The sequence below is a fragment of the Maricaulis maris MCS10 genome (genome assembly GCF_000014745.1).
In the GTDB taxonomy this organism is placed as follows: Bacteria; Pseudomonadota; Alphaproteobacteria; order Caulobacterales; family Maricaulaceae; genus Maricaulis; species Maricaulis maris_A.
Genome location: NC_008347.1, coordinates 1,414,005 through 1,439,895, shown reverse-complemented (window position 1 = coordinate 1,439,895; position 25,891 = coordinate 1,414,005). Strand labels below are relative to the sequence as shown.

The following is a 25,891-nucleotide window of genomic DNA, read 5'->3' as shown; positions in this document are numbered from 1 at the left end:
CTAGATGAGGAAGTCGCGGGCCTTTTTCAATGCGTCGACAAACGCATCGGCCTCTTCAATTGTGTTGTAGATGGCGAAACTGGCGCGCGCGGTCGAGCTGACACCCATGCGGCGCATCAGGGGTTGGGCACAATGATGCCCGGCCCGCACGGCAACCCCGTACTTGTCGAGGATCTGCGCCACGTCGTGCGGGTGCGCGCCATCGAGGGTGAAGGAGATGATCGCGCCCTTGTCCTGGGCGGTTCCCACAACGCGCAGACCGTCAATTTCTGCCAGACCGGCCATCGCCCGATCCATCAGGGCGCGCTCATGTTCCAGCACCGCCATGCGGTCATGACGCTCGAGCCAGCGGATGGCGGCGCCCAGACCGATCGCGTCGGCAATGGCCGGCGTTCCGGCTTCAAATTTGTGCGGCACATCGGCAAAGGTGACCCGGTCCTCATACACGTCTGCAATCATCTCGCCGCCGCCCATATAGGGGGGTAGCCGGTCGAGCCAGTCACCCTTGGCATAGAGGGCGCCGATACCGGACGGGCCGTAGAGCTTGTGACCGGTGAAGACGAAAAAGTCGCAATCCAGTGCCTGAACATCGACGGGCAGATGGACCGCTGATTGCGAGCCATCGAGCAAGACCGGCACGCTGCGGGATCGCGCGATCTCGACGATCCGTGCCGCGTCGTTGATCGTGCCGGTGACATTCGACATGTGCGAGATGGCGATCAGTCGCGTCCGCTCATTAACCATGTCTGCCAATTGTGGATAATCCAGTTCACCACTATCGGTGACCGGTGCCCATCGCAAGTTCAACCCTTTTGAATCAGCGAGTAAGCGCCAGGGCACAATGTTCGAATGGTGCTCCATCTGCGAGATGATGATCTCGTCACCTTGCTGCAGTAATTGGCCGAAAGAGTGGGCAACCAGATTGATCGCTTCGGTCGAGCCGCGCGTAAAGACGATCTCCTCGCTGCGCGGCGCGTTCAAAAAACGGCGCACATCCTCGCGGGATTTCTCGAACTCCTCGGTGGTCTCATTGGCCAGCGTATGGAGTCCGCGATGCACATTCGCGTAGGAGGCCCGGTAGACGCCCGCAATGCTCTCGATCACGAATTCCGGCTTTTGTGCCGAGGCCGCATTGTCGAGATAGCGAAGGGGATAGCCGTTGATTTCCCGCTGCAGGATCGGGAACTCCGCGCGGATAGCATCAATGTTCAGCGGCGCCTTGATGGCGGACTGCGCGGTCATGACAGCGCTCCCAGTCGTTGACGCAGGATCGACTTGAGTTCCTCGCGCAAGGCTTCATCGCTGATCATGTCCAGTGGTTCGGCAAGATAGCTTTCAATCAGCAGGGCCCGCGCCTTGACTTCAGGTAGACCGCGCTGGCGCATATAGAAGAGCGCCGTTTCGTCCAGCGTGCCGAGGGCGTTACCGTGCGCGCACTGGACATCGTCGGCATAGATCTCCAGCTCGGGCTTGGCATCGATCTCGGCCTTCTCGCCGAGCATGAGGGCCCGGTGCGTCATCCGCGCATCGGTTTGCTGGGCGATCCGGTCGACGATGAATTTGCCCTGGAAGACGCCATGGCCGCCAGACGCGACTGCACCCTTGACGAGCTGCTTTGTCTGACAGCCAGGGCCGGCGTGATGGACAACAGTCGTAGTGTCAGCGTGACGCCCCGCCGCGAGGACATAGGCACCACCCAGATCGACGGTCGCGCCCTGCCCCGGATGATAGATATGGGTCTCGTTGCGCGACAGCTTCGCCCCGGTATCGATCATGGTCTGGTTCAGGTGAGCGCCCTCTGCCAGCGTGATCTCCGCCGACCCGACAAAAACCGCAGCCTGATGATGATCAGCGACAACGATGCGGTCGAGCCATGCGCCGGCCTCGATCCGGATGCTCATATGCCAATTGCCCAGCGCCCCGGCCTCACCGGCCAGGCGCTCGATCAGGGTAAGCCTGACGCCTGCAGGCACGACCAGTTCGGCCTCACCCGCACAGGCGCCGCCCGAGGCCGTGACAGACAACTCGATGCGATCACCCTCCGCGATGGTCGCCAGGGCATCGGCTCCCGTTACCTCGAGCATTCCTGCTGTCGTCACGTCATTGGCAGCGCGGCGCAGGTCGGACCATTTCCACAATTCGTGGCGACGGGTTGGCAGGCCGTCCTTGCGCGTCGCTTCGCGCAATTGTGCGCTCCAGCCGGTCGCGCCGTCGAGTACGTCGATCAGGGCCTGTTCGGCCGGTGTATGGGTCAGCGTTGCGGTCATGCGTCAGGCCGCCTCGCCGAGATATTTGTCATAGCCTTCGGCTTCCAGCTCGCGGGCCAGTTCCGGCCCACCGGATTTGACGATGCGGCCATTGGCCATGACGTGGACCACGTCCGGCGTGATGTGGTCGAGCAGGCGCTGATAATGCGTGATCACCAACATGCCGCGCTCAGGCGAGCGCAGGGCGTTGACGCCGTCGGACACAATCTTGAGGGCATCAATATCGAGGCCACTATCGGTCTCGTCGAGGATCAGGAATTTGGGTTCCAGCACCAGCGCCTGGAGGATTTCCATCCGCTTCTTCTCACCACCGGAAAAGCCGACATTCACCGCCCGCTTGAGCATGTCCATCGACACATTGAGCTGTTTCGCCTTCGCGCGGATCAGCTTCATGAATTCCGGCGCCGTGACCTCTTCCTCGCCGCGCGTGGCGCGCTGGGCATTGAGGGCTTCCTTGAGGAAGGTGATGGTCGGCACGCCCGGGATCTCGACCGGATACTGGAAGGACAGGTAAAGGCCCAGGGCGGCACGTTCTTCCGGGGCCAGCTCTGCAAGGTCTTCGTCGGCAAAGCGCATCTCACCGCCGGTGACCTCATAGCCGTCGCGGCCCGTCAGGACATAGGACAGGGTCGACTTGCCAGACCCGTTCGGCCCCATGATCGCGTGGACCTCGCCAGCCGGCACTTCGAGCGACAACCCTTTCAGGATCGCCTTCTCTTCGCCGTCCTGGGTTTCGACTTTGCATTTGAGGTCGTTGATCTTCAGCATCTTCGTCTCGTTCTTCTTGTCGGCGTGTCAGGTGTGTTCAGTCGGCGTCGCAAAAGCGCGCTGTGGCGTCGTCGAGTGTCATCCCGGCCTCGGCCAGTCCGCCATCCCAGTCATTGACCGCACAACTTCCGTCGGAGAAGTCGGTGGAGACGCTGAAAAGGCCAATCAATCGGTTGTCGCGTGCGATGTAGTAGGTCGTCTCCCACTCGGCCGCGCTGGACCGTGCCGCTACGGACATAAGGCCGCCGCCTACTGGTTCAATACCGATCCCGTTGATGCTCCCGGCCGCGACAAAGCCCGTTTCGCCTTGCAGCCAGACCTGGGAGGTCGTGTTCACATTGCCGGTCGCCTGCGGCAGCAGGAGGTCCAGATCGCCATCGCCATCAACGTCTTCTGCAGTCGGCTGCATGAAGCTCGATCCGAGCGTACCGTCGAAAGACTGGGTAAAGCCATCGGCCCGGTGGAAACTGAGATCCGCGCGCTCGATCGGATCGCCCCACTCATCAGTTCCACCTTCAGACACGCGCACGACGAGCAAGCCATTTGCGAGCTGCAGGACACAGTCCTGATGCGCCCCGTCATACTCGGCCTGATCGCAGGCCGGGACAGTTTCCTCGACAATCGACGCGCCATCGCGCCCGGACTGCGACACGGCAATCCCGGCGGCGAGACCGCCCAGCATCAGAACAGCAGCGGCTTGCATGAACACACCCATCTCAGTCCTCACCTTCCCAGTAATCCACCGGCTCGGCCGCAAAGGCGCGGTGCCGGAAAATGGCGTCATCATCGGTCGGCGACCAATGTACGGCCCCGACCTTGTTTGAGTCCGGATACTCGACCACATCGACCGGCTGTTGGGTCGAAACACAGATGTATTTGAGGTCGGCTGCACCGGTATTGAGCAATTGATGCGCTACGTCGCGGCCACCGGTCGGCGCGGCCAGGACATGGCCGGCGCGCACGGTGTGGCGGTCCTCGCCAAATCTATAGGTGCCCTCGCCTTCAAGGATGATGATCGCCTCCTCGATGGCGTGGTGATTGTGATAGGGAAAAGCCGTCTTGCCCGGCGGTACAATGGCCAGCGAACAGCCGAGTTGCTGCAGGCCGATCAACGGCCCGAGCGGTGCCAGGTCGGCCGAGAAGGTCTCGCCATGGGCCAGGTTTTCCAGCGGCGCGTCGTCTATATGGGTGATGGGAGAGCGGGCCATTGGTGTTACTCGTCCTCTTCCGACGAAGTGGTACCCGTTTGCCCGTACAAAATCGCGTCGCCACTCCTGCCGGGATACATCAAGCCTGGCGGCGGAGCTAGCTCACAGCCATCACGGCGATTGAACTCGATTTCGACATTCAATCTAACCGGACTTGATATGGACTCCGGGTCAGTCCTCAATGTGATCGCATTGATCATCGAACCAAGCCGGACACCGCAATACGTCACGATCGCTCGATCTTCATCCAGCCATGCGATATCAAGCCGTTCATCCTGCTCAAGTGGCAATAATTCGTCGTTCGCCGCGACGGACATGTAAGCGACGGGATGTTCTGTATCGTCTGCGACAAGCGTCAGGACCGACACAGGATCCGACCAGCTCGTTTCGCCATCTCTGACAATCCCGTTTGTGACTGTGCGTGCCCGCAACGAAAGCAAACCGGACGGCGACATGACCTGTCCAAGCTCATCGGCCCGGCGTTCAAATGAGAAATTCGGCTGCCAGAGCACTTCGAAGTACAGCCATTGGCCCGCCAGAGCGCACAGCACCAAAAGCCCCCAGACCGGAAGCAATCCTTGCCAGACAATGCGCAAGAGCCGCTTCACTAGCCCACACTCCCCTCAAGCGAGACCTTGAGCAAAGCCTGCGCTTCAACCGCAAACTCCATCGGCAATTGCTGCAGCACATCACGGACGAAGCCATTGACCAGCAAAGCCGTCGCCGCCTCTTCGCCGAGGCCGCGCTGGCGGGCGTAGAAGAGCTGGTCTTCGGAGAGCTTGGTCGTCGTCGCCTCGTGCTCGAGTACCGCCTTCGGCGTCTTGCATTCGACATAGGGCACGGTGTGGGCGCCGCATTGATCACCGATCAGAAGGCTGTCGCACTGGGTGAAATTGCGCGCGCCCTCGGCCTTGGCATGCACCGAGACCAGGCCGCGATAGGTCTGGTCGGAGCGGCCGGCAGATATGCCCTTGGAGATGATGCGGCTGGTAGACCCCTTGCCGAGATGGATCATCTTGGTGCCGGTATCGGCCTGCTGACGGCCATTGGTCACCGCGATCGAATAGAACTCGCCGCGCGAGTTTTCACCGCGCAGGATGCAGGACGGGTATTTCCAGGTGATGGCGGAGCCGGTCTCGACCTGGGTCCAGGAGATCTTGGAGTTCCTGCCCCGGCAGTCGCCGCGCTTGGTGACGAAATTATAGACCCCGCCCTTGCCGTTCTCATCCCCCGGCCACCAGTTCTGGACGGTGGAATACTTGATCTCGGCATCGTCCAGCGCGACCAGCTCAACCACGGCGGCATGCAGCTGGTTCTCATCGCGCATCGGCGCTGTGCAGCCTTCCAGATAGGACACATAAGCGCCCTTGTCGGCGATGATCAGCGTGCGCTCGAACTGGCCGGTGCCTTGCGCATTCATCCGGAAATAGGTGGATAGCTCCATCGGGCAGCGAACGCCCGGCGGGACATAGACGAAGGACCCGTCCGAGAAGACAGCCGTGTTCAGCGTGGCAAAGAAATTGTCCGAGGCTGGCACGACCGAGCCGAGATACTTCCTCACCAGCTCGGGGTGCTCGCGCAGCGCTTCGGAGATCGAGCAGAAGATCACCCCGGCCTTGGCCAGCTCGGCCTTGAAGGTCGTGACCACAGACACCGAGTCAAAGACCGCATCAACAGCGACCCGGTTCTCAGATCCCTTCACGCCCAGCAGGACCTCCTGCTCCTTCAGCGAGATGCCCAGCTTGGCGAAGTCGGCGAGGATTTCCTCGGGGACATCGTCAATGCTGTCATACTTGGCACCGTCCTTGGGCTCGGCATAGTAGTGGATGTCCTGATAGTCGATCTTGGGATAATTGACCTTCGCCCACTCAGGCTCCTTCATCGCCTTGAAGCGCTCAAGCGCCTCCAGGCGCCATTGCAGCATCCACTCCGGCTCGCCCTTCTTGGCAGAGATGAGGCGTACGATCTCTTCATTCAGCCCCTTGGGGGCGAGATCCTGTTCGATGTCCGTCGTGAAGCCGTACTTGTACTTGTCGGCTTCCAGATTGCGGACGTCTTCGATGGTTTCCTTGACTGCGGCCATGTTATCCTACCGCCTCCTCAGGCATTTGCTTTGATGGCAATGCGGCGCGCGCATACGCCGCCGTCCACGCCTTGATGAAGGCGTCTGCATCATCCGGTTTTGAATTCCAACCCAGGCTTACACGCACGAAGCCCTGTGACGCGTCTTCGGGCAGGCCGAGCGCGGTTCCGACCTTTGACCCTTTGGAGGTTCCGGACGAGCAGGCCGAACCGGCACTGATCGACACACCATCCAGATCGAGCGCCATGACCTGCGTCGCACCGGGCCAGCCGGGCAGGCTCATGCCAAGCGTGTTGGGCAGACGGGGTGCACCCGCGCCGATTTCGATCACCTCTGGCGCTACGGCGCGAATTGCCGTCGCCATGCGGTCACGCTGAGCTGCCAAAGCCGAATACTCATCAAGTGTGGCCACAGCCTCGTCGAGGGCCGTTGCGAGCCCGACAATGCCTGCGACATTGAGGGTGCCAGCACGGCGCCCCTTCTCCTGCCCGCCACCATGATGGTGCCTGGACATGGGCGAACCGCAGGCCGCCAGCAGGGCGCCGACGCCCTGGGGGCCGCCAAACTTGTGCGCCGAGATCGCCAGATAGTCACAGCCCAGTGCGGCGAAATCGACGTCGACCTTGCCAACCGCCTGGATCGCATCGACCACGCTCAGCCCACCGGCTCCGCGAACAAGCGCCGCAGCATCCCGGACCGGCTGGATCGTGCCGGTTTCGTTGCTCGCCAGCATCATCGCCAGAACCGGGCGGCCATCATCATCTGACCATGCGGACAGACGGTCCGCGAGCCAGCTGATTTCGACAATACCGTCGGCATTGACCGGCCAGGTCTCTACCGGAAGCCCGCTGGCCCGTGCCGTTGCAGCGACGGCTTCATGCTCCAGAGCCGTGACAATGATCCGGTCGGCGCCGCCGGCCGTGATCGCGGCATGAAGCGCCAGGTTCAACGCTTCGGTACCACCGGATGTGAAAATGACATCTTCGGGCCGTGCGCGCAGCGCCTTGCCGACCACCCGTCGCGCCGCCTCGACTCGCGCCAGGGCAGCCTGTCCGTCCGCGTGTACGGAGGACGGATTCCCAACCTGCGTCATAACCTCGGTCATGGCGGCCATCGCAGCTGGCCGGACCGGGGTGGTCGCGTTGTGATCAAGATAAGTGCGCATGAGGTCTATTCAGCCGCGCGGGTCGAACTGGTCGCTGCCGGCGCAAGGCGTCCGGTCGCGCCATTGGCAGACCCGAACAGCCGCCGCTCCAGCACGTCCTCCAGGGTGACCGATGACAGGTACAGATATATGTGCCGCCCCAACTCGTCCCACAGGTCGTGGGTGATGCAGCGCCGGCCATCGCTCAGACACCCCTTGGCCTCGGAGCAGCGAGTCGCGCGCAGAGGCTCGTCCACAGCCAGGATGATGTCGGAAATCCGGATTTCGCTGGCCGTTCGACTGAGCCGGTAACCACCGCCCGGCCCCCGCACGGACGACACGATGTCGGCGCGGCGCAGTTTTGCGAACAATTGTTCGAGGTAGGACAATGAAATCGACTGGCGCGAGGCAATGTCGCTCAAGGTAACCGGGCCAGCCTCGGCGGCATCCGCCAGGTCGGCCATGGCCATCACCGCATAGCGTCCTTTTGTGCTCAGCTTCATGCATTTACCTCCTTAAACACTCGCATCGAGCCGGTCGATCATGCTAAGACCCGCCTTTCCGGAGGAGAACGGGCCTCGTTGAGAGGCACGCTCGTCCAATATCCGAGTCAATTAGTCAAGAATATGGGCACACTTCTGCGCACTTGCAACGGACGAAATGCCGCATATTCACAGGACCCAGACGCAACGACCCAAAAGGCGGATTTGAATGCCTGACGTGATCATCCCCGGCCCAGCCGGCCGGCTTGAAGGGCGCTACAGCCCGAGTGAAGACCCTACTGCACCGATCGCCTTGATCCTGCATGCCCATCCGCTCGGCGGCGGGCATATGGAAAACCCGTCCGTCGACATGATGTACGACGTCTTCCGCAAACGCGGCTTTGCGACCCTGAGGTTCAATTTCCGCGGCGTTGGACGCTCCCAGGGCAGCTATGACCAGGGCCTAGGCGAGCTCTCAGACGCAGCGACGGTTCTGGACTGGGTTCAGGGCTATAACCAAGGCGCGCGCTTTTGCTGGGTCGCCGGCCACTCTTTCGGCGCCTGGGTCGGCATGCAGCTTCTGATGCGCCGCCCGGAGATTGCCGGCTTCATATCCGTGGCACCGCCCACAAACATGTATGACTTCACCTTTCTGGCGCCCTGCCCGGCCTCAGGCATCATCGTGCATGGATCGGCCGACAAGATTGTCCCGCCCGAAGACGTCGAACGCGTGATGTCCAAGGTCCGCGTCCAGAAGGGCATCGAGATCACGACTGAGGTCGTTCCGGATGCCAACCACCTTTTCTCCGAGCATCTCGATGTGCTCGAAGGCCATATCGAGACCTATCTGGAGTCCCGCCTGCCTCTGGTCGAGAAAGAGCGCTCCGAGCGAACCATCACCGGCAAGCGCTGAGGCCGACCTCAGGACAACAAGCAAAAGCTCCGGCTGGAAGGCCGGGGCTTTTTCATGTCAGGATCAGGCGTTATTGCGGCTGCGACAGTGTCCCGCCGGACACCGGCTCGCTGGCGCCGGTCGTGGACGGCAGGCTCGTAGGCAGCCCTGCTTCGACGCGGGCCGCCAGCCAGGCAAACGCCTCGGCCTCCAGCAGGTCGCCCCGCCAGCCAACCGCTTCAACGGGTTCCGGTTCAAGGCCGAGGCAAGCAGCCAGCATCGACATCAGGCTTGGATTGTGCCGCCCGCCTCCGGTCACCAGGACGCGGGAGGGATGCCCAAGGGCCGCGATGGCGCCCGCCACGGTCCGGGCAGTGAAGGCTGTGAGCGTCGCGGCACCATCTCCTGCCGACAGGCCTGACACGGGATCCAGCGTGAAGTCCCAGCGATCAAGGGACTTGGGCGGCGCGAGCTTGAAGAAGGGATGTGCCAGCAACGCCTCGAGCGCCGCTTCATTGACCGCCCCGGTCGCCGCAAGCGCGCCACCGGCATCATAGGGCGCGCTGATCATCCGCTGGCACCAGGCATCAATCAGCCCGTTCGCGGGCCCGGTGTCGAAAGCAATGGCACCCGATCCCGCCCCCAGCCAGGTAACATTGGCGACGCCGCCCAGATTGAGGACCGCGACAGGTCGCTCGAGGCCGGATTGCCGGGCCAGGGCGTCATGATAGAGCGTGGCAAGTGGCGCCCCCTGCCCACCCTTCTCCATGTCCGCCGATCGGAAATCATGGATGACCGGGATGCCGGTCGCTGTGGCGAGCGCCGTACCATTGCCGATTTGCAGGGTCTGACCATGACGGCCAGCGGACGGTGCCTTGTGCAACACGGTCTGGCCGTGAAAGCCGATCAGATCAATGTCCGACGCCGCCAGGCCGGCAGCATCAAGCACCCGCTGGACCGCCAGGCCATGGCGCAAGGTCAGGACCTGCTCCGCTGCGGAAAATTCGGGCCGCGGCCCGGCAAATCCCCAGGCAAGGGCCCGGTCCACCGCGTCCTGCAAAATGGAACGATCAGTGTCCGAGTAAGCCTGCGTGTCACCGGGGCCGAAACGGCCAATCCGGTCGCCATCGGTCTCGAGCAGGACGGCATCAATGCCATCGAGCGAGGTGCCGCTCATCAAACCTATGATCCGCTTCATGCAAGCCCCCTCTTTTCCCGGCGCGCCAGTCGACCTAGAAGCGTCCTATCAGGAGACATCTTCATGAGCGATTACAAGTCCCAGCTGGTGCGCGATCTCGTTGAACGCGGCTACCTCAACCAGGCCACCGACATTGAAGGCCTCGACCAGGCCGCCTTGGATGGCGTGGTGACGGGCTATATCGGCTTCGACGCAACGGCGACCAGCCTGCATGTCGGATCGCTGGTTCAGATCATGATGCTGCGCCGAATCCAGCAGGCCGGCCACAAGCCGATCATCCTGATGGGCGGCGGCACGACCAAGATCGGTGACCCGTCCGGCAAGGACAAGTCGCGCTCCATGCTGACCGACGAAGCAATCGACGCGAATATCGATGGCATCCTGCAAGCCTTCCGGCCGCTGGTGCAGATCGGCGACGGCCCGACCGATGCCGTTCTTGTCAACAATGACGAGTGGCTGTCCGAGTTCGGCTATATCGAATTCCTGCGCAAATTCGGCCCCCACTTCACCATCAACCGGATGATGACGTTCGATTCGGTCAAGCTGCGCCTTGATCGCGAACAGCCGCTGACCTTCCTGGAATTCAATTACATGCTCCTGCAGGCGGTCGATTTCCTCGAACTCAACCGACGCTATGGCTGTACCCTGCAGCTGGGTGGTGGCGACCAGTGGGGCAATATCATCAATGGTGTCGAGCTGTGTCGGCGTGTCGACCAGAAGGAAGTCTATGGCTTCACCACACCTCTGATCACCACGTCGTCCGGGGCCAAGATGGGCAAGACCGCCGATGGCGCCGTCTGGCTCAATGCCGACATGCGAAGCGCTTATGAATACTGGCAGTTCTGGCGCAATACCGAAGACGCCGATGTCGGTCGATTCCTGCGCCTGTTCACCGACCTCCCGCTGGCGGAAATCGCCCGACTGGAAGCCCTTGAGGGTGCCGAAATCAACGATGCCAAAATCCGGCTTGCCAATGAGGCAACGGGCCTTTTGCACGGCGCCGAAGCAGCCAGTGCGGCAGAAGCCACAGCGCGGCAGACCTTTGCCCAGGGAGGCAGCGGAGCCGCCCTTCCAACCGTCGAGTTCGAGGGTCTGGATTCGGGAGAGGTCACTCTGATGAGCCTCTTTGTCGCCGCCGAGCTGGCCGCCTCCAACGGCGAGATGCGACGTCACATCAAGGCGGGTGCCGCCAAGGTCAATGATCAGGTCCTGACCGACCCCTTCGCCATGGCGAGCGCCGATGATGTGGTCGATGGTGCGATCAAGCTGTCGATCGGCAAGAAGCGGCACGCCCTGGCCAAACCGGTCTGATCAATTGTCGTCCGGCGGTCCGTCGGTGGCTCCGGTGTCGGTTACGGCCTGATCCGGATTTGGCCGCTCAGGCTCAGTGGGCTCGACATCCACTGACTGTCCATCGTCAGCCACGTCAGTGGCCCGCTCCCGAGCCGCCCGCTCGGCGGCAGTTCCCTCGAACATGCGCCGAAAGACGCCCGGTGCCAGCGCAGAGAGCGGATTGGCGAAGACGGTCAGACTGTCAAAGGGCCCCTCCACCGAATAGGTAATTCCGATCACGCCCTCGCCCGGGCGGGAGACGAGCACCTCGCCAATTACCGGCAGACCGCCCAACATCGAGTTGATGACGTAGGACGGCGCCAGATTTCCGTCGATGGCCGCGCGCCTGTCCGCGAAATCGACAGTACCCGCAGCCGTCACGCCCAAGGCGCTTCCCTGGGCCCGCCCGTCACCAATGGTCAGCAGGCCATCCTCATAGGCGATATCCGCGTCAACGGCGTCAAAGCGGATCCCTTCGCCATTCAATAATGCACCCAACCCCTGGAAGGAGCCGGCAGCGAGGATCCGCGCCAGGACAGGAACCTGCACCAGGGTCAGATCGCGGATTTCAACGCGGGCGGTCAACGGACCATCCGTGCCAAGCGGAGGCGCGCTGCCCAGGACGGACACCTGCCCGCCACGCGCATATCCCTCCATTCCGAGCAGGGCGGAAATGCGTTGCAATGACTGCGCCTCGATCCGGAAATCTCGTTGCCCGCCGGTCTCGCTGGCGCCAAACGACGCCTGGAATGGGCCGTCGAACGCATTCCCGGACACCGAGACGGCACGGATGCCTGCCGCTTCGCTGCGCCAAATAAGATTGAATTGGTCGAGGACGCTCTCCTCGGACAGGGTCAGCCGACCGATATCCGCCTGCAGTGACAGGGGCAGCGTGATGCCGCCCTCACCGCCCATCGACGCCAGGTCGGGCATGAAGGCACTGACATCCGCATACTGCCCCGCCAGCCGGACCCGCACCGGCTGGCCGGGCGCAATTGCGGGCGATATTTCGCCCGCGATATCCAGCATCCCGTCCACAAACAGGCGGTCGAGCGTCAGATCCTCCAGGGCCCCGACTTCGCTCAACCGGGCGCTCGCCAGCAAGCCCGCCCCGTCTGCCTCCATCCTTATCGTTCCAAGATCAAACCCGCCGTCCTCACGTTGGACCAGATCGAGCAGCGCCAGGCCCGGCTCGCCCACCTCCTTGGCCCAGACATTTCCCGGCAGCTCCACCAAGGCATCGAGAAGGTCTGCCTCGATCTGCACCGATCGGAAATCCAGACCATCCGAAACCGCCTCGGCAGCGATGCGGATTGATCCGTCAAGAAAACGCCGGGCCGGCATGTTGAAACCGTCGAGCGTGCGAGCATTTATGACCGTTTGCAGGCCGATCCGGGTCGACGGGACGTCATCGGGAAGGCCGAAACTCTCGCGCCAGTCGATCCGCACCGGAGCATCGACGAGGCGCGCTGTACCCGTGGCCTGAAGCCCGGCCTGGCTGGCCTCCAACTCGACCTCGCCTTCACTCAGGGAAAAATCCGTTCCCGGTATGTCAAGCGAAGCACCGTTGAGCCGGCCGCTGATAAAAAAGGGAATGTCATCCGGCTCGACCTCGGTGAGCATGGCCCGATGGATCTCAAATCGCATGTCCCCCTGGCCCCCGACCAGGGCTGGATCCAGGCCATAATCAGACACCAGAAACAGCGGCTCCTCATCGATAAGCGCCAAGAGGTCGGAGGCCGCGCCCCGGGCAAGGCCTCCATAGCGGGCCATCGCCCCTTTCGGGTTCAAACGGGGAAGGTCGACGAAGGCCTCGGTCAGCTCAACTTCGCCGACCCACCCATGCTCCAGCATTACCTCAAAGGAATTGCCGCGCAGGACCGCCGCGCCGCGCCCGGCCGTCAGCGGGGTCATGGTCGAGATGTACAGGACATGCGCGTCCTCAAAATCGAAGCTCAACTGCATGCGATCATCTTCCAGCACACCCGCCTCAATGGCCGAGCCGGGCAGGTCCAGAAAAAACCGCGCATTGTAGAAACGCCCGCCCAGAATGCCTTCGCTAACCCATTCCCGGCCACCATCGGCGAGTTCAACCGGCCAATAGGCCAACACGGTTTCCGGCTGGATGTCTCCCGCGATCGGACCTTCCAGCTGCAGGCTGGGCAGCCAGCTGCCGTCCGGGCGCTGCTCCAGCTGCAGCCCGCCGGTCAGCTCGGCCCGGATCGTATCGATCTCGACGTCCAGCCGGTCCAGCGTCAACGCAAGCTCGTCCAGCCGTATCTCTCCGGAGGCCGCCAACAGGCCCCATTCGGGCGCACGTTCGAACACCGGGCCCACATCAACGAAGCCGGGGCCGATCGCCAGATCGAACCGCGCCCGGGTCGGCAGCGCCCCGTCATAATTGCCGATTTCGGTCAGCCGCCCCTCGATCGATGCGGCGAACAGGACGGAATTGGCCTGACCGCCATGCAGCGTCATGACCCGCTCGACCGGGTCAAAACTGGCATAGAGATTGGCCCCTTCGAATGCGTGATTCTCACCATCGACCAGAATCTGGCCGGCCCCGATATCGAGCTGTAGTGAGGCCGTGCGGATGCCGTTTTCGCGGGTCGCATCGACCACGAAGTCGAGCGCGATCGGGGCGTCGAGCGCCCTCAAGGCAGACGCCGGACCGGTATCTGGCAGAATGCCCGCCGGAGAAAGATCGCTGAAGCTCATCTCGAGCAACAAACTTTCCAGCCCTGTGCCGGCCCGAAGTCTCAGATCGACAGGCGCAAAGCCGGATGGGGTGGCCAGTCGCCCCTCCACTTCGGCCAGGATTCGCGCGTCATCCCGGTCCAGCGACACGCCTGCGGAATCAATGAACCAGGCCAGACCCGCCACATCGTCGACGACCCGCACTGCCGCATTGGAAATCCGTACATGCCGCAGGCGATCCAGTTGGGCCGGCGCACCGGACGACGCCAGGATCTCGAACAGGGATACACTGTCATCGCCGCCCCGCTCCGGCAGTCGGGCCGTCGAGGATATCCGGTCAACACCGCCCAGGCCGGCGCCTACAGCCCCGTCAGCGCGCCGCACAATCGAGACCGAGCCGCCATCAATGGTCAACTCAACCGGTTCGATTCGCCCGAAGATCAGGGCATCGGCAGCGAGACCCGCTTCGATTCGCGGTGCCCGGGTCACAACCTCGCCGGAGGCCTCGGCGACCGTGACATCGGTTGCGACCAGCACAATCGCACGAGTTGACGGTTCAAAGCGCGCCTGCAGCGAACCGAGCGCAACCACCTCACCCTCAAAGGCGGTGGCCAGCATGGCCTGCGCGTCCTCACGCAGGAATTCCAGCTCCACCGGTCCTGACGACAACCTCCAAAGCACAAAGCCGATCGCGAAAATCGTCAGCGCCAACAGGGCAGCGACGGCCTCGAGCAGATAGATCAGGGTCCATTTGGCGGACTTGCGCAGCATTCAGACCTGCCTTCCCGCAGTCCGCGCACTGGACGCAGCGACCTGGAACCGCACATTACTCGCCATTGACGGCCTTGCAGGCGAAACCAGACGGGGAAATGACATGAGTGAACTCAAAACCGGCGACCTTGCTCCGACATTCAAACTGCCCGCCGACGGTGGCGGCACGATTGACCTCGCGGACCTGCGCGGTCAGATCGTCGTCCTCTATCTCTATCCGAAGGACGACACCCCCGGCTGTACCACGCAGGCGCTCGATTTCACTGCCGCCAGCGCAGCTTTCCGCGAGGCCGGCGCCACTATCATCGGCCTGTCGAAGGATAGCGTCAAAAGACACGACAATTTCAAGGCCAAACATGGGCTTGAGGTGAGTCTGGTCTCCGACCCCGAGGCGGAGGTGATCGAAGCCTACGGGTCCTGGGTCCTCAAGAAGCTGTACGGACGTGAATATATGGGCATTGATCGCTCGACCTTCCTGATCGATCGCGATGGGCACGTCGCGCGCATCTGGCACAAGGTCAAAGTGAAGGGGCATGTCGACGAAGTGCTTGAGGCGGTCCGCGAACTTGGCTGATCCAACCGACATTACGGCACTCGCCCGGACCGTGCTGGAAACCGCCGACCCGATTGAGAAGGCCGAGCGGGCGCATGCTGTCGCCAGGGCCTGGCGCCGCGGCGGGTGCACGATTCCCGATACCGCAGAACCGCCGGCTGACCGACCGGCCCGTCCCGCCCGTCCGCAACTGGTCGCACCGGGCGATGTGCCGCGACGGCGCCTGAACGGGCCGGCCGGCCGGATCGCCCTGCTTCACGCCGTCGCCCACATTGAATTGAATGCGATTGATCTGGCCTTTGACCTCCTGGCGCGCTTCGCGACCGACCCGGCCATTGCTGACGAACGCCGCCATGACTTCATCACCGACTGGATTACGGTCGGTGATGACGAAGCCCGTCACTTCAAACTCATCACTGTGCGGTTGGCCGAGCTGGGCGGCGCCTATGGCGACATGCCAGCGCATGACGGCCTCTGGGACGCCGCCATGGCGACCCGGCATTCGCTCGCCGCCCGCCTCGCCGTAGCACCGATGGTGCTGGAAGCGCGTGGCCTGGACGTCACACCGGGCATGATCAACCGGCTCGTTTCGGTCGGAGACACCGACAGTGCCGACTGCCTGCGTGTCATCTACACTGAAGAAGTCGGACATGTTGCCGCTGGGGTCCGCTGGTTCCGGCATCTGGCCGAACGCGCCGATGAAGATCCGGCTGACTGGTTCAAAACCCTTGTACGCCGACATTATGGTGGCGCGTTGAAACCACCTTTCAACGTGGACGCACGCGCCTCGGCGGAACTTCTCCCCGAATTTTACCAATCTCTCACCTAGTCCGGCGCATCTCTTGCATCGGAGTTGTTGATATTCGGGCTGATTTTGTGTCACATGCTCGCCTTGGGGCCCGGGGCAATCGGAACAGAGCGGCGTACTGCATGTTCACACGAGTGAAAGAAGCTGTTTGGGGAACGGCTCAACGCTGGTTTCCGGACCGGCAAATCTACCATCGTTCCGATGGTCAGGTTCGCTATTTTGCGATCTCCACAACGGTACAGATTTCAGCCCTGCTCGGCGCGACCGTGCTGGCTGGCTGGCTGTGTTTTTCGACCGTATCTGTCGCGTTCCATGGCCAGGCCATGGCCGCCAAGGAACACGAGATCGAACTCGAACGGGTCGAGTCACATCGCCTGGTCGCCGAAGCGCGGGCCACAGAAGCGACTGCCATCTCGCTGATGGAATCGCGGATGGAAGAGTTCGATCGGACCGCCTACGAATTTCAGATGCGCCACGAGACGCTTCGTCAGCTGGTCGAATTTGCCGAACAGCTGACCGGCCAGGAGATGGAGCCCTCTCCCGCCCTTGCTGATGGCCGCATCCTGATGGCCGCGACACCGGCTGATCCGACCCCGCGCGAAGCGCGGGACCCGTTGATTGCAATTGCTGCAACTTCATCAGGCGAAGCCGAGGACCAGATCACCTATCTCATGGGCGAACAGGACAGCGTGCTCGCCCAGGCTGAAGATGCCACCGAAGCCCGCCTCCAGAATCTGCGGGCAGTGCTGCGTTTGACCGGGCTCGATCTGGAAACCGTCATTGCTGAGAACCGCGATACAACCGAGACCGGTGGCCCGTTCATTCCGATCTCTGAATCCGGCGCCTTCGCGACATCCTCGGTCAATCTGGATCAGGCCTTTTCGAGCCGAATCGCCCGAATCGCATCGCGGCTCCTGGAAGTCGAAGAACTGGAAGATTTTGTCGAAGTCGGCCCGCTGGGCGAACCTGTCGGCGACAACTATCGGCAAACCAGCGACTTTGGGGTCCGAATCGATCCGTTCAATGGACGGCCGACTTCGCACCGCGGAATGGATTTCGCTGCCTATCGCCGGGCACCCATTGAAGCAACCGGGCCGGGCCGTGTCATTTACGCCGGCTGGCGGGGCGGCTATGGTCGCACTGTGGAGATCGACCATGGCTATGGGTTTGTGACCCGTTATGCTCATCTCCATGAAATCGACGTGCGACGTGGTGATACTGTCGAACGCGGCCAGCGTATCGGGGGCATGGGGTCGACAGGACGCAGTACCGCCACACACCTGCACTATGAAGTCTGGTATAACGGATCGGCAATCGATCCTGAGCGTTTATTGAGAGCTGGCCAATATGTTCAACAAGGGTAACAAAGACTCTTCGTCTCCCGAGACCGGTGCGTTCAGCGCGCCCCCGAAAAGGACCGCCATGAAATCGAAAGCCCCCTCCATTCTCTCCGGTGACCTCGTCATGACCGGTTCGATTGTTTCCGACGGTGAAATCCAGCTGGATGGCACTGTGGACGGAGATGTGCGTGCCGGTTCATTGATCATCGGGGAAGACGCCACCGTTTCTGGCGAAGTCCAGGCTGAGACCGTCGTCATCCGCGGACGAGTGACCGGCAGCGTTCGCGCCCGCCAGGTCCAGCTTGCGGCGACCGCCCGCATCGAAGGCGACATTGTCCACGCAGCCCTCTCCGTCGAGAGCGGCGCCTTCTTCGATGGCCATTGCCGTCATTCTTCCGATCCGTTGAAAGACAGCGGCTCGTCCAACAAGCCCGCCGCCAAGGACAATGGCGTCAAGTCCGAACCGTCTGCCAAGGCCGACAGCAAGCCGCCGGCACCTGGCAAGGATCAGGACCCGCTGGGCTCGCTTGAGCCGCCCGTGGCATCGAAATCGGGCTTCTAGGCTCGGCGACATGCAAGTGAAAGAAGCCGGCACCCATCGGGTGCCGGCTTTTTCTTTGCGCCTATATCCCTCTGAACAATCACCTGTTTCAAAGGCATTCCGCCAACCAAAGGCCGGATGGTTCGGCCTCAGTTTCGAGCATCAAAAACAAGTTTGATTTATAAACTTGTTTTTGATAAACCGCTCCTGACGATAATTCGGAGCCATCCATGACCTACCCTTCACCGCCTCGCATCCACGCGCTTGATGCTGTCCGGGCCATCGCACTCTTTCTTGGCGTTGTCCTGCATGCATCCATGTCCTTTATCCCGGGCATCCCCATCTGGATCGTTCAGGACAGCCAGGCAGCGGCCCCATTCAGCCTTGCCTTCTATGTTCCCCATATTTTCCGGATGGCCCTGTTCTTCCTGATCGCAGGTTATTTCGGGCGCCTTGCCCTGCAGCGCCGCGGCCTGCTCGGTTTCCTCGCCGATCGGGGCCGACGTATCGCACTCCCGCTGGTGACCTTCTGGCTCCCGGTTTTCGCTGCCATTGTGGCTGCGCTGATCTGGGGGGCGGTCAAGGCCAATGGCGGAGAAATGCCTGAAGGGGAATCACCGCCCCTCACCCTGGAAACCTTCCCGCTGACCCATTTGTGGTTCCTCTATCTGTTGTTGATTTTCTATGCCGTCGCGACGCCGATTTCGGCTGTCATGAAGCTGGTTGACCGACAGGATCATGTCGGCCGCTTGATCGACCGCCTCACCGCTGTCCTGGCGCGCTCGCCGCTCGGCCTTTTCGTCTTGGCAACCCCGCTGGCGGCGTGGTTCATCACGACTCCCATGTGGATGAGCTGGTTTGGGATCCCGACGCCTGACACCGGCTTCCTGCCCAACACCGGCGCATTGATCGCCTACGGCACGGCGTTCACCGCGGGCTGGGCCATCCATCGACGCAGCGAGCTCGTCCTCAAGGCCTGGAAAAGCATGTGGCACATCAATCTTCTGGCGGCCCTCGGACTGACCAGCTGGTTGGTCATGGAAGTCGGGATGACGCCAAATTTCATGCCCGTTGCGGCCGGGATGGACCGCGCACCGGTCGCAATCGCCTATGCTCTGGCGGTCTGGACCTGGGGCTTCGGACTGACCGGTGCAGCCTTGCATGTTTTCGCCAAGGAGAACCGGGTCTGGCGCTATCTCGCCGATGCGTCCTACTGGGTCTATCTGCTTCACCTGCCGCTCGTCATGGCACTCCAGGTCGCCGTCTCGGACCTTGAACTGCCCGCCATGGTCAAATTCGCCGCAATCCTGACGGTGACATTCTCAGTCCTGCTGGCAAGCTACCAACTCCTGGTCCGCAATAGCTGGGTCGGTGGCTGGCTGAATGGACGTCGCCACGGACCGTCGCGCAAAATGGCGATAGCCATGCCCGCAGACGGGGCCACCTGAATCACGCCAGACTGCCGGCACGCCTCCCGTCTGGCGTGCCGGCCCCAACCCGAGGGAATAGCGATGTCTGATGATCTGGATAGTGCCCGCGCCGACCTGGCTTTCCTGCGAACGCTCGCCGAGGGCGACCCGAGACCGTCACCCGGTTTCGGTCAGCTGCTTTTGGCAGCGGGACTGCTGTATGGCGCTCAGACCCTTGTTCATTGGGCCGGGGCGAGTGGCGTATTTCCGGTTCCCGGCTGGATGCACCTGGCAGCGGCGATCGGGGGAACGGGCGGTTTTCTGGTCGTTCTGGTCATCGTTTTGTGGAATGACAGGCATCAACCCACCGGGACGACAACCCGCAAAGCCTATGAGGCGGCCTTCCAGGCGACCGGCCTGATGAATCTCGCCATGGTGTTCGTGTTCGGCTTCAATGCCATCCGCTTGGACGACTTCTCGCTCTGGCTCTACTACGTCCCGGTCGTTTTCGCGATCCAGGGCGGGGCCTGGTTTGTCGCGGCCAGACTGCAAAAACGCCTGTGGTACGGGCTGGTCGCGTTGGGCTGGTTTCTCGCCGCGGCGGCGCTGGGCCTGACCATGGGCCAGCCCCTGTTCAATCTGGTTGTCGCCCTGGCCTTGTTTCTGCTTATGGCACTGCCCGGCTTCGTGCTCCTGCGCCTTGCGCGTAAGGCTGACTGAGCGCAGCCGATGAGCACGCCCCCGATCGGCCAGATTGACGAAGTCATCCATGGACGCCTCCGACTGGGCGTGATGACGTATCTCGTTCAGGCAGAAGCCGCCGATTTCAATGAGCTCAAGGCTGCGCTCGAGGCGACCCAGGGCAATCTGTCGGTTCACCTGCGCAAGCTTGAGGACGCCGGATACGTGACGATCGAGAAAAGCTTCCTCGGCCGCAAACCGCTGACCCGCGTGCGCATCACCAAAGCCGGCCGTGCCGCATTTGCCCGATATGTGAATGCGATGTCGGACCTGCTGGCTGCAGGCCGCAATGACGGCGACGAGGACTAGGCCTCGTCCTCTTCGCCACCGACACGGGCCGCCAGCGCTGCCGCCATGAAGTCATCCAGATCACCATCAAGGACCCCGCCCGTGTTGGACGTTTCCACATTGGTGCGCAGATCCTTGACCATCTGGTAGGGCTGCAGAACGTAGGACCGGATCTGGTGGCCCCAGCCGATCTCGCTCTTGCTGTCAGCTTCGGCCTGCGCCGCCGCTTCGCGGCGTTGCAGCTCGATCTCATAGACCCGGGCCCGCAACATGTCCCAGGCCTGGGAGCGGTTTTTGTGCTGCGACCGGTCATTCTGACACTGCACCACAACAGGCTTTTCCTCACCCGGCATGTCGTAGGTCAGGCGCACGGCGGAATCGGTCTTGTTGATGTGCTGGCCGCCGGCACCGGACGCCCGATAGGTGTCGGTGCGGACCTTCGACACATCGATATCAACGTCGATGGCGTCATCGATCTGCGGATAGACACCCACCGACGAAAAGCTCGTATGCCGACGGGCGCTTGAATCGAACGGTGAAATCCGCACCAGCCGGTGAACGCCGGCTTCAGTCTTCAGCCAGCCATAGGCATTCTCGCCCTTCACCAGGATGGTCGTCGACTTCAGGCCCGCTTCCTCACCGGCCTGCTCTTCCATCGTCTCCACCTTGTAGCCATGGGCGTTGGCCCAGCGCGAATACATCCGCGCCAGCATGGCAGCCCAGTCCTGGCTCTCGGTGCCGCCGGCACCGGAGTGGATCTCGACGAATGCGTCATTGCCGTCGGCCTCACCGGACAACAGGGTTTCCAGCTGGGCGCGGCGCATGCGTTCTGCCAGGGCGTTGAGACCGGCGACAGCCTCCTCGACCATCTCGGCATCATCTTCCATCTCGGCCAGTTCGATGATCTCGAGACTGTCGGAATATTCCTGCTCGGCCTCGACCACGGTCGTGATTGCTGCCTCGAGGCGGTTGCGCTCGCGCATCAGCGCCTGGGCCTGCTGGGGCTGGTTCCAGAAATCCGGCGCTTCCGACTTGGCGTTCAGCTCGTCGAGACGTTTTTGTGCGGTATCCCAGTCAAAGACGCCTCCTCAGCAGGCCAACTGCCTGCTGGATTTCGTCGGACAGGGTCTGGATGTCTGCGCGCATGGGCAATCAATCCTGCGATTCGGCAAAGAGATCAGTCACAAGGAGATAATCAGAGCGACCTGCCTAGACAAGCCGCTCGATACAGGCCGAGAGCCGGGCCGCTCAGTAGAGCCCGCCCAGTTCATCGTCTTCTTCTTCCTCTTCTTCTTCCTGCTCATTGAGCAGGAAAGCCAGCGGATCATCGCTGACGGAGGATCGGGCAAAGCTCAGGCCGCTTTCTTCTTCATCGGTCTGACGCGACGGCTCGGTACCGGGGCGGAAAGCTTCCAGGATGACGCCGGATTGCCCCAGCACACCCGGTTCGCCGGTGACCCGGTTAATCGGCACAAGGCGCACGCCCGGCGGCACGCGGAATGGCGCAACCGGATAGCCTTCAAGAGCGACTTCCAGGAAGTCACGGGCGATCGGCGCCGCGACCCGGCCGCCGGCCTCGCCGGAGCCAAGCTGGAAGGGTGTGTCGAAGCCGACATAGACGCCGACGACGAGGTCCGGACCAAAACCCATGAACCAGGCATCGCGGAAATCATTGGTGGTGCCTGTCTTGCCAGCCAGGGTCCATGGCAATGGCCGCAAAGCTGTACCTGTACCGCTCTGCACGGCGCCTTCCAGCATGTGCACGACCTGATAAGCGGTGACGGGATCGATCACTTCCTCGCGGGTTTCCGGGAAGAGCGGTTCCAGGACTTCCTGCTGATCCCAAGCGTCAACATCGCAGGTTTCACAAGGCAGGACTTCATGAGCAAAAATCGTCGAACCGCTCCGGTCCTGGACCCGATCGATGATGGTCGGCTCGACACGGCGGCCGCCATTGACCATGGACGCATAGGCCGAAACCAGTCGGTAAAGCGTTGTCTCGCCTGCGCCCAGCGACATGGCCAGGACAGGCTCCAGCTCATCATAAATGCCAAAACGGGTGCCGTAATCGACGACTGGCGCCATGCCCATTTCCTGGGCCAGGCGGACCGTCATCACATTGCGCGACAGCTCAAGGCCCAGCCGCAAGGTCGACATGCCGTAATAGCGATCAGAATAATTGGACGGCATGTAGAAGCGCTCATCGCCGCCACCGGAGGCGATAAAGGGCGCATCAAGGATCAGGCTGGCTGGCGTATAGCCATTGTCCAGCGCGGAGGCATAGACGAAGGGTTTGAACGCGGAACCGGGTTGGCGGCGGGCCTGGGTCGCGCGGTTGAACTGGCTGTGCTGGAAGGAATAGCCCCCCATCATCGCCAGCACACGACCGGTGTGCGGGTCCATCGCCATGATGCCGCCATTGATCGCGGGCACCTGACGCAGGCCGTACTGCCCGTCTGAATAGCCTTCTTGATCCGCAATGCTTTCCACCAGGACGACGTCGCCTGCGGTCAAAACCTCGGACGGCCGGGAGACCGGCTCACCGATCTCGCCATCCGGCAGGGTTTCGCGGGCCCATTCAAGCGCCGCCATCGGGATCGAGGCTTCCTCGCCATTGAGCAGGCCGATCCGGGCCGCGTCAGAAGTCGTCTCCAGCACGACGGCTTGCAACCACCCTTCGTCGAGATCACGGGGGATCTCGGCGGCAGCGAGGCGTTCCATCCACCCCTCACCCAGCTCGATGGTTTCCAGCGCACCGCGATATCCGTGGCGGCGATCATAAGTTTCGAGACCGTTGCGCAGGGCGCTGCGGGCCGCCAGCTGCATGCGGGTATCGAGTGTGGTCCGGATCGACAGTCCGCCATCATAGAGTTCGTCTTCGCCATAGAGAGAAAAGACTTCGCGGCGGACATTTTCGACGAAATATTCTGCGGCCGTATAGGTCGCACCGGACAGGCGGTCGACGGTCTCAAGCGGACGCGCCATCGCCTCGCGAGCGGCCTCTTCGGTGACATAGCCATTCTCGGCCATGCGCGAGAGCACCCAGTTTCGGCGTTCCAGCGCGGCCTGGTGGTGGCGGTCGGGATGATAATTGGCCGGGCCCTTCGGGAGGGCCGCCAGGTAAGCGATCTCGTGCAGTTCCAGCTCATCCAGCGAGCGACCGAAATAATTCAGTGCCGCCGCTGCCACGCCATAGGCGCGATTGCCGAGATAGATCTCGTTCAGATAGAGCTCGAGGATCTGGTCCTTGGTGAAGGCACGCTCGATCCGGCGCGACAACACCATCTCGCGAACCTTGCGCTCGAGGCGTTGCTCGCTCGACAGCAGGAAATTCTTTGCGACCTGCTGGGTGATCGTGGAGGCGCCTTCGAGGCGCCGGCCCTGCAGAATATTGGAGATATTTGACAGGCCGGCGCGGATAATGCCGCGGAAGTCCAGGCCACCATGCTCGTAGAAATTCTTGTCCTCGGCCGAAATGAAGGCATGGACGACATTTTGCGGGATATTGGCAATCGGCACGAAGACGCGATGCTCGCGGGCATATTCAGCGATCAGCAACCCGTCGCCGGCATGGACCCGGCTCATGATCGGCGGTTCATACTCGGCCAGTTGCTGATAGTCGGGCAGATCGTCGGTCACACGCACGACGTAAACCGCAACGGTGATGAAGCCGATGACGGCCAGAACAGCCGCCGCGACACCGCCCCAAAGGGCCGCCCGCAACACATTACGCAAGGTGAAGAGTTTCATTTTGCCCTCTGGCCGCTCTACCCGCTGGTCAGGGTGTCATTCGAGCATGACTACACGTCGGCATTATGGCCGCGCTTGACAGGAGTTGAAAGGGAGTCAGCGAGCCGGAAGTGCAATCGCTGTCTGCTCCAGCAGCTCGCCATCATCCCCGCGCCGGGCAAAATAGCTGTCGATGCCCCTTGTCACAGCTTCCATCTGGCGGCGACGGGCCGAGGCGGAGTTGAGATTGCTCTCATCGGTCCGGTTGGTCACGAAACCCATTTCCAGCAGGACAGCCGGCACGCGCGGGTCCAGAAGGACAAACAGATTGGCCTGACGGTGCGGGTTGGCCAGAAGCGGGCCGGCATCATCGAGATGCTCCAGCAGGACTTCGGCAAAGGCCGAGGACTGGTTGCGCTTCTCACGCAATTCCAGTTCGACCAGGATGTTGTTCACGTCGGCCTGTTGGGTATGGCTGGAGTCCTCGCGAGCCCGGGCCCGGGCCCGGTTCTCGGCCCGGTCATTCAGTGTGTAGACCGCGGCGCCACGGACATCGGCATTGCTTGAACTGTCGGCATGGATCGACAGGAACAGGTCAGCACGCGCGTCTTCCATGACGCCGACGCGCTCTTCCCAGGACGGGTAGATATCGCGATCCCGGGTCATAAGGACTTCATACCGGCCGGTCGCTTCCAACTGCCGGCGCAGCTCGCGCGCGGCTTCAAGATTGACCTGGCTTTCATGCGTTCCACTGCGGCCGATGGAGCCCGGGTCGCGGCCGCCATGGCCAGGGTCGATCACGATCACACGGCGATCACGCTGCGGCGGCACATACACCGCCTCGACACGCTCTGCGATCAGCGAATCGAGTGAGTCGGCGCGGGTGTGGTTGAATCCGGAGGCCGTCTGGAAACTGTCTGCGCTGGTTCGCTCGACATCGATCACGAGGCGATGATTGCCACCGGGTGTTGCCGGGTCGAGTGCGAACTGATTGACGATGACAGCGGGATGTTCGAGTTCAAACACGACGCGGGAACTCGTCATCGAGTTGTCGAAAAAGCGAAAAGCATCAACCAGACCATGACCGACGCCCTCGCCCGAAACGAGACTCGCGACCGACCACCGCGCCTGCGGCAGATCGACGACGAGACGGTCGGACAAGCCATCAAGAGTAAAGGCGCGAAACTCGGTCGCCTCGGACATCTCGATGACCACACGGGTTGTCGCGACCTCCACACCAAAGCGGACGTCCCGAACTTCCTGGTCCGCAAGGCCGGCGCCACATAGCGCCAGACCGGCTGACAAAGCCAAAAATAACTGTTGAACCCGCATCACTACACCATCGCACATGCCGCGGTTCTGTCCACGGCTTTTGCGTAACGCTAGCGCATGGAACTTGACGTTTGGTTGATGCCCGGCAGAAATTTCCCGTTGTTTTCGCCGACCGCGCGAAAGCCTTTTCTTCCGCATTCGAATGTTGCATGTTGCCAAGGCCTTGGCGTCGCACCACCGGATTTGCCGGTCGAGTGCGTCTGCGAGGCGCGAAGCGGCAAAGCAATACGCATCTGCCAACACGCTAATCGTCGCCCCGGTCCGACCGAAGAATTTTCCGGGGCCCCGACCGCCGCGTCCTCCCTTAT

General features: G+C 62.1%; 23 protein-coding genes. 9 read left to right on the top strand and 14 right to left on the bottom strand.

The features are described from left to right. From MMAR10_RS06850 to MMAR10_RS06810, 9 genes are read right to left on the bottom strand one after another with little or no spacing between them, the layout of a single operon-like run. The gene (locus MMAR10_RS06850; RefSeq protein ID WP_011643258.1) at positions 1 to 1,242 is read right to left on the bottom strand and encodes a cysteine desulfurase; all 1,242 of its coding nucleotides are present in this window, start codon (positions 1,240 to 1,242) and stop codon (positions 1 to 3) included. Continuing rightward, complete coding sequence (gene sufD, locus MMAR10_RS06845; RefSeq protein WP_011643257.1) at positions 1,239 to 2,267, bottom strand: Fe-S cluster assembly protein SufD; 1,029 nt, start codon at positions 2,265 to 2,267, stop codon at positions 1,239 to 1,241. Before sufD ends, MMAR10_RS06850 begins: the two co-directional genes overlap by 4 nt. A 3-nt stretch (positions 2,268 to 2,270) precedes the next feature. After that, positions 2,271 to 3,035 carry a Fe-S cluster assembly ATPase SufC gene (gene sufC, locus MMAR10_RS06840; protein ID WP_011643256.1) on the bottom strand — a complete coding sequence of 255 codons (765 nt, stop codon included), beginning with the start codon at positions 3,033 to 3,035 and terminating at the stop codon, positions 2,271 to 2,273. A 37-nt stretch (positions 3,036 to 3,072) separates the two neighbouring features. Beyond that, positions 3,073 to 3,738 carry a hypothetical protein gene (locus MMAR10_RS06835; protein WP_150099728.1) on the bottom strand — a complete coding sequence of 222 codons (666 nt, stop codon included), beginning with the start codon at positions 3,736 to 3,738 and terminating at the stop codon, positions 3,073 to 3,075. A 13-nt stretch (positions 3,739 to 3,751) separates the two neighbouring features. Further along, on the bottom strand, positions 3,752 to 4,243 hold the full coding sequence (locus tag MMAR10_RS06830) for a cupin domain-containing protein (protein WP_011643254.1): 492 nt from the start codon (positions 4,241 to 4,243) through the stop codon (positions 3,752 to 3,754). A gap of 5 nt (positions 4,244 to 4,248) precedes the next feature. Then, the gene (locus MMAR10_RS06825; protein WP_011643253.1) at positions 4,249 to 4,851 is read right to left on the bottom strand and encodes a hypothetical protein; all 603 of its coding nucleotides are present in this window, start codon (positions 4,849 to 4,851) and stop codon (positions 4,249 to 4,251) included. Then, positions 4,851 to 6,326 carry a Fe-S cluster assembly protein SufB gene (gene sufB, locus MMAR10_RS06820; protein WP_011643252.1) on the bottom strand — a complete coding sequence of 492 codons (1,476 nt, stop codon included), beginning with the start codon at positions 6,324 to 6,326 and terminating at the stop codon, positions 4,851 to 4,853. Before sufB ends, MMAR10_RS06825 begins: the two co-directional genes overlap by 1 nt. Position 6,327: 1 nt before the next feature. Further along, on the bottom strand, positions 6,328 to 7,491 hold the full coding sequence (locus tag MMAR10_RS06815) for a cysteine desulfurase family protein (RefSeq protein WP_011643251.1): 1,164 nt from the start codon (positions 7,489 to 7,491) through the stop codon (positions 6,328 to 6,330). A gap of 5 nt (positions 7,492 to 7,496) precedes the next feature. Further along, complete coding sequence (locus MMAR10_RS06810) at positions 7,497 to 7,973, bottom strand: Rrf2 family transcriptional regulator (RefSeq protein WP_011643250.1); 477 nt, start codon at positions 7,971 to 7,973, stop codon at positions 7,497 to 7,499. A 208-nt stretch (positions 7,974 to 8,181) separates the two neighbouring features. Here MMAR10_RS06810 and MMAR10_RS06805 point away from each other — a divergent pair, with 208 nt between their 5' ends. Continuing rightward, on the top strand, positions 8,182 to 8,865 hold the full coding sequence (locus MMAR10_RS06805; protein ID WP_011643249.1) for an alpha/beta hydrolase: 684 nt from the start codon (positions 8,182 to 8,184) through the stop codon (positions 8,863 to 8,865). Positions 8,866 to 8,935: 70 nt separating this feature from the next. Here MMAR10_RS06805 and MMAR10_RS06800 read toward each other — a convergent pair whose 3' ends face one another. After that, a complete protein-coding gene (locus tag MMAR10_RS06800; RefSeq protein WP_011643248.1) occupies positions 8,936 to 10,042 on the bottom strand; it encodes an anhydro-N-acetylmuramic acid kinase in 1,107 nt (368 codons plus the stop codon). Between the two features lie 63 nt (positions 10,043 to 10,105). Between MMAR10_RS06800 and tyrS the strand changes: the two genes are divergently transcribed. Further along, the gene (gene tyrS, locus MMAR10_RS06795; RefSeq protein ID WP_011643247.1) at positions 10,106 to 11,353 is read left to right on the top strand and encodes a tyrosine--tRNA ligase; all 1,248 of its coding nucleotides are present in this window, start codon (positions 10,106 to 10,108) and stop codon (positions 11,351 to 11,353) included. Here tyrS and MMAR10_RS06790 read toward each other — a convergent pair whose 3' ends face one another. Continuing rightward, positions 11,354 to 14,842, bottom strand: a complete 3,489-nt coding sequence (locus MMAR10_RS06790) for an AsmA-like C-terminal region-containing protein (protein WP_011643246.1) — start codon at positions 14,840 to 14,842, stop codon at positions 11,354 to 11,356. 103 nt (positions 14,843 to 14,945) lie between these two features. Between MMAR10_RS06790 and bcp the strand changes: the two genes are divergently transcribed. From bcp to MMAR10_RS06755, 7 genes are all read left to right on the top strand, one after another. After that, positions 14,946 to 15,416, top strand: coding sequence for a thioredoxin-dependent thiol peroxidase (gene bcp / locus MMAR10_RS06785; protein WP_011643245.1), 471 nt, complete (start codon positions 14,946 to 14,948; stop codon positions 15,414 to 15,416). After that, positions 15,409 to 16,224: a ferritin-like domain-containing protein gene (locus tag MMAR10_RS06780; protein ID WP_011643244.1), complete on the top strand. Its 816-nt coding sequence runs from the start codon at positions 15,409 to 15,411 to the stop codon at positions 16,222 to 16,224. The genes bcp and MMAR10_RS06780 overlap by 8 nt, the downstream gene beginning before the upstream one ends. 101 nt (positions 16,225 to 16,325) lie before the next feature. Further along, a complete protein-coding gene (locus MMAR10_RS06775; RefSeq protein ID WP_011643243.1) occupies positions 16,326 to 17,567 on the top strand; it encodes a M23 family metallopeptidase in 1,242 nt (413 codons plus the stop codon). A gap of 58 nt (positions 17,568 to 17,625) precedes the next feature. Next, entirely contained in the window at positions 17,626 to 18,105 is a 480-nt protein-coding gene (locus MMAR10_RS06770) for a bactofilin family protein (protein WP_233353878.1), read from the top strand. Positions 18,106 to 18,314: 209 nt separating this feature from the next. After that, positions 18,315 to 19,532, top strand: coding sequence for an acyltransferase family protein (locus tag MMAR10_RS06765; RefSeq protein WP_011643241.1), 1,218 nt, complete (start codon positions 18,315 to 18,317; stop codon positions 19,530 to 19,532). A 63-nt stretch (positions 19,533 to 19,595) separates the two neighbouring features. Further along, positions 19,596 to 20,213, top strand: coding sequence for a hypothetical protein (locus tag MMAR10_RS06760; RefSeq protein ID WP_011643240.1), 618 nt, complete (start codon positions 19,596 to 19,598; stop codon positions 20,211 to 20,213). Between the two features lie 9 nt (positions 20,214 to 20,222). Continuing rightward, a complete protein-coding gene (locus MMAR10_RS06755) occupies positions 20,223 to 20,543 on the top strand; it encodes a winged helix-turn-helix domain-containing protein (RefSeq protein WP_011643239.1) in 321 nt (106 codons plus the stop codon). Here the strand turns inward: MMAR10_RS06755 and prfB are convergent. From prfB to MMAR10_RS06740, 3 genes are all read right to left on the bottom strand, one after another. Next, positions 20,540 to 21,668 (bottom strand): peptide chain release factor 2 gene (gene prfB / locus MMAR10_RS06750; protein ID WP_150099727.1). Its coding sequence is split into 2 segments (ribosomal slippage): positions 20,540 to 21,598 and positions 21,600 to 21,668, totalling 1,128 coding nucleotides; the frame shifts between segments, so codons are not numbered across the junction. The two genes, MMAR10_RS06755 and prfB, sit on opposite strands and share 4 nt — an antisense overlap. A 102-nt stretch (positions 21,669 to 21,770) precedes the next feature. After that, entirely contained in the window at positions 21,771 to 24,272 is a 2,502-nt protein-coding gene (locus MMAR10_RS06745) for a penicillin-binding protein 1A (RefSeq protein ID WP_011643237.1), read from the bottom strand. A 96-nt stretch (positions 24,273 to 24,368) separates the two neighbouring features. Beyond that, entirely contained in the window at positions 24,369 to 25,562 is a 1,194-nt protein-coding gene (locus MMAR10_RS06740) for an N-acetylmuramoyl-L-alanine amidase (protein WP_190273962.1), read from the bottom strand. Positions 25,563 to 25,891: the final 329 nt, after the last annotated feature.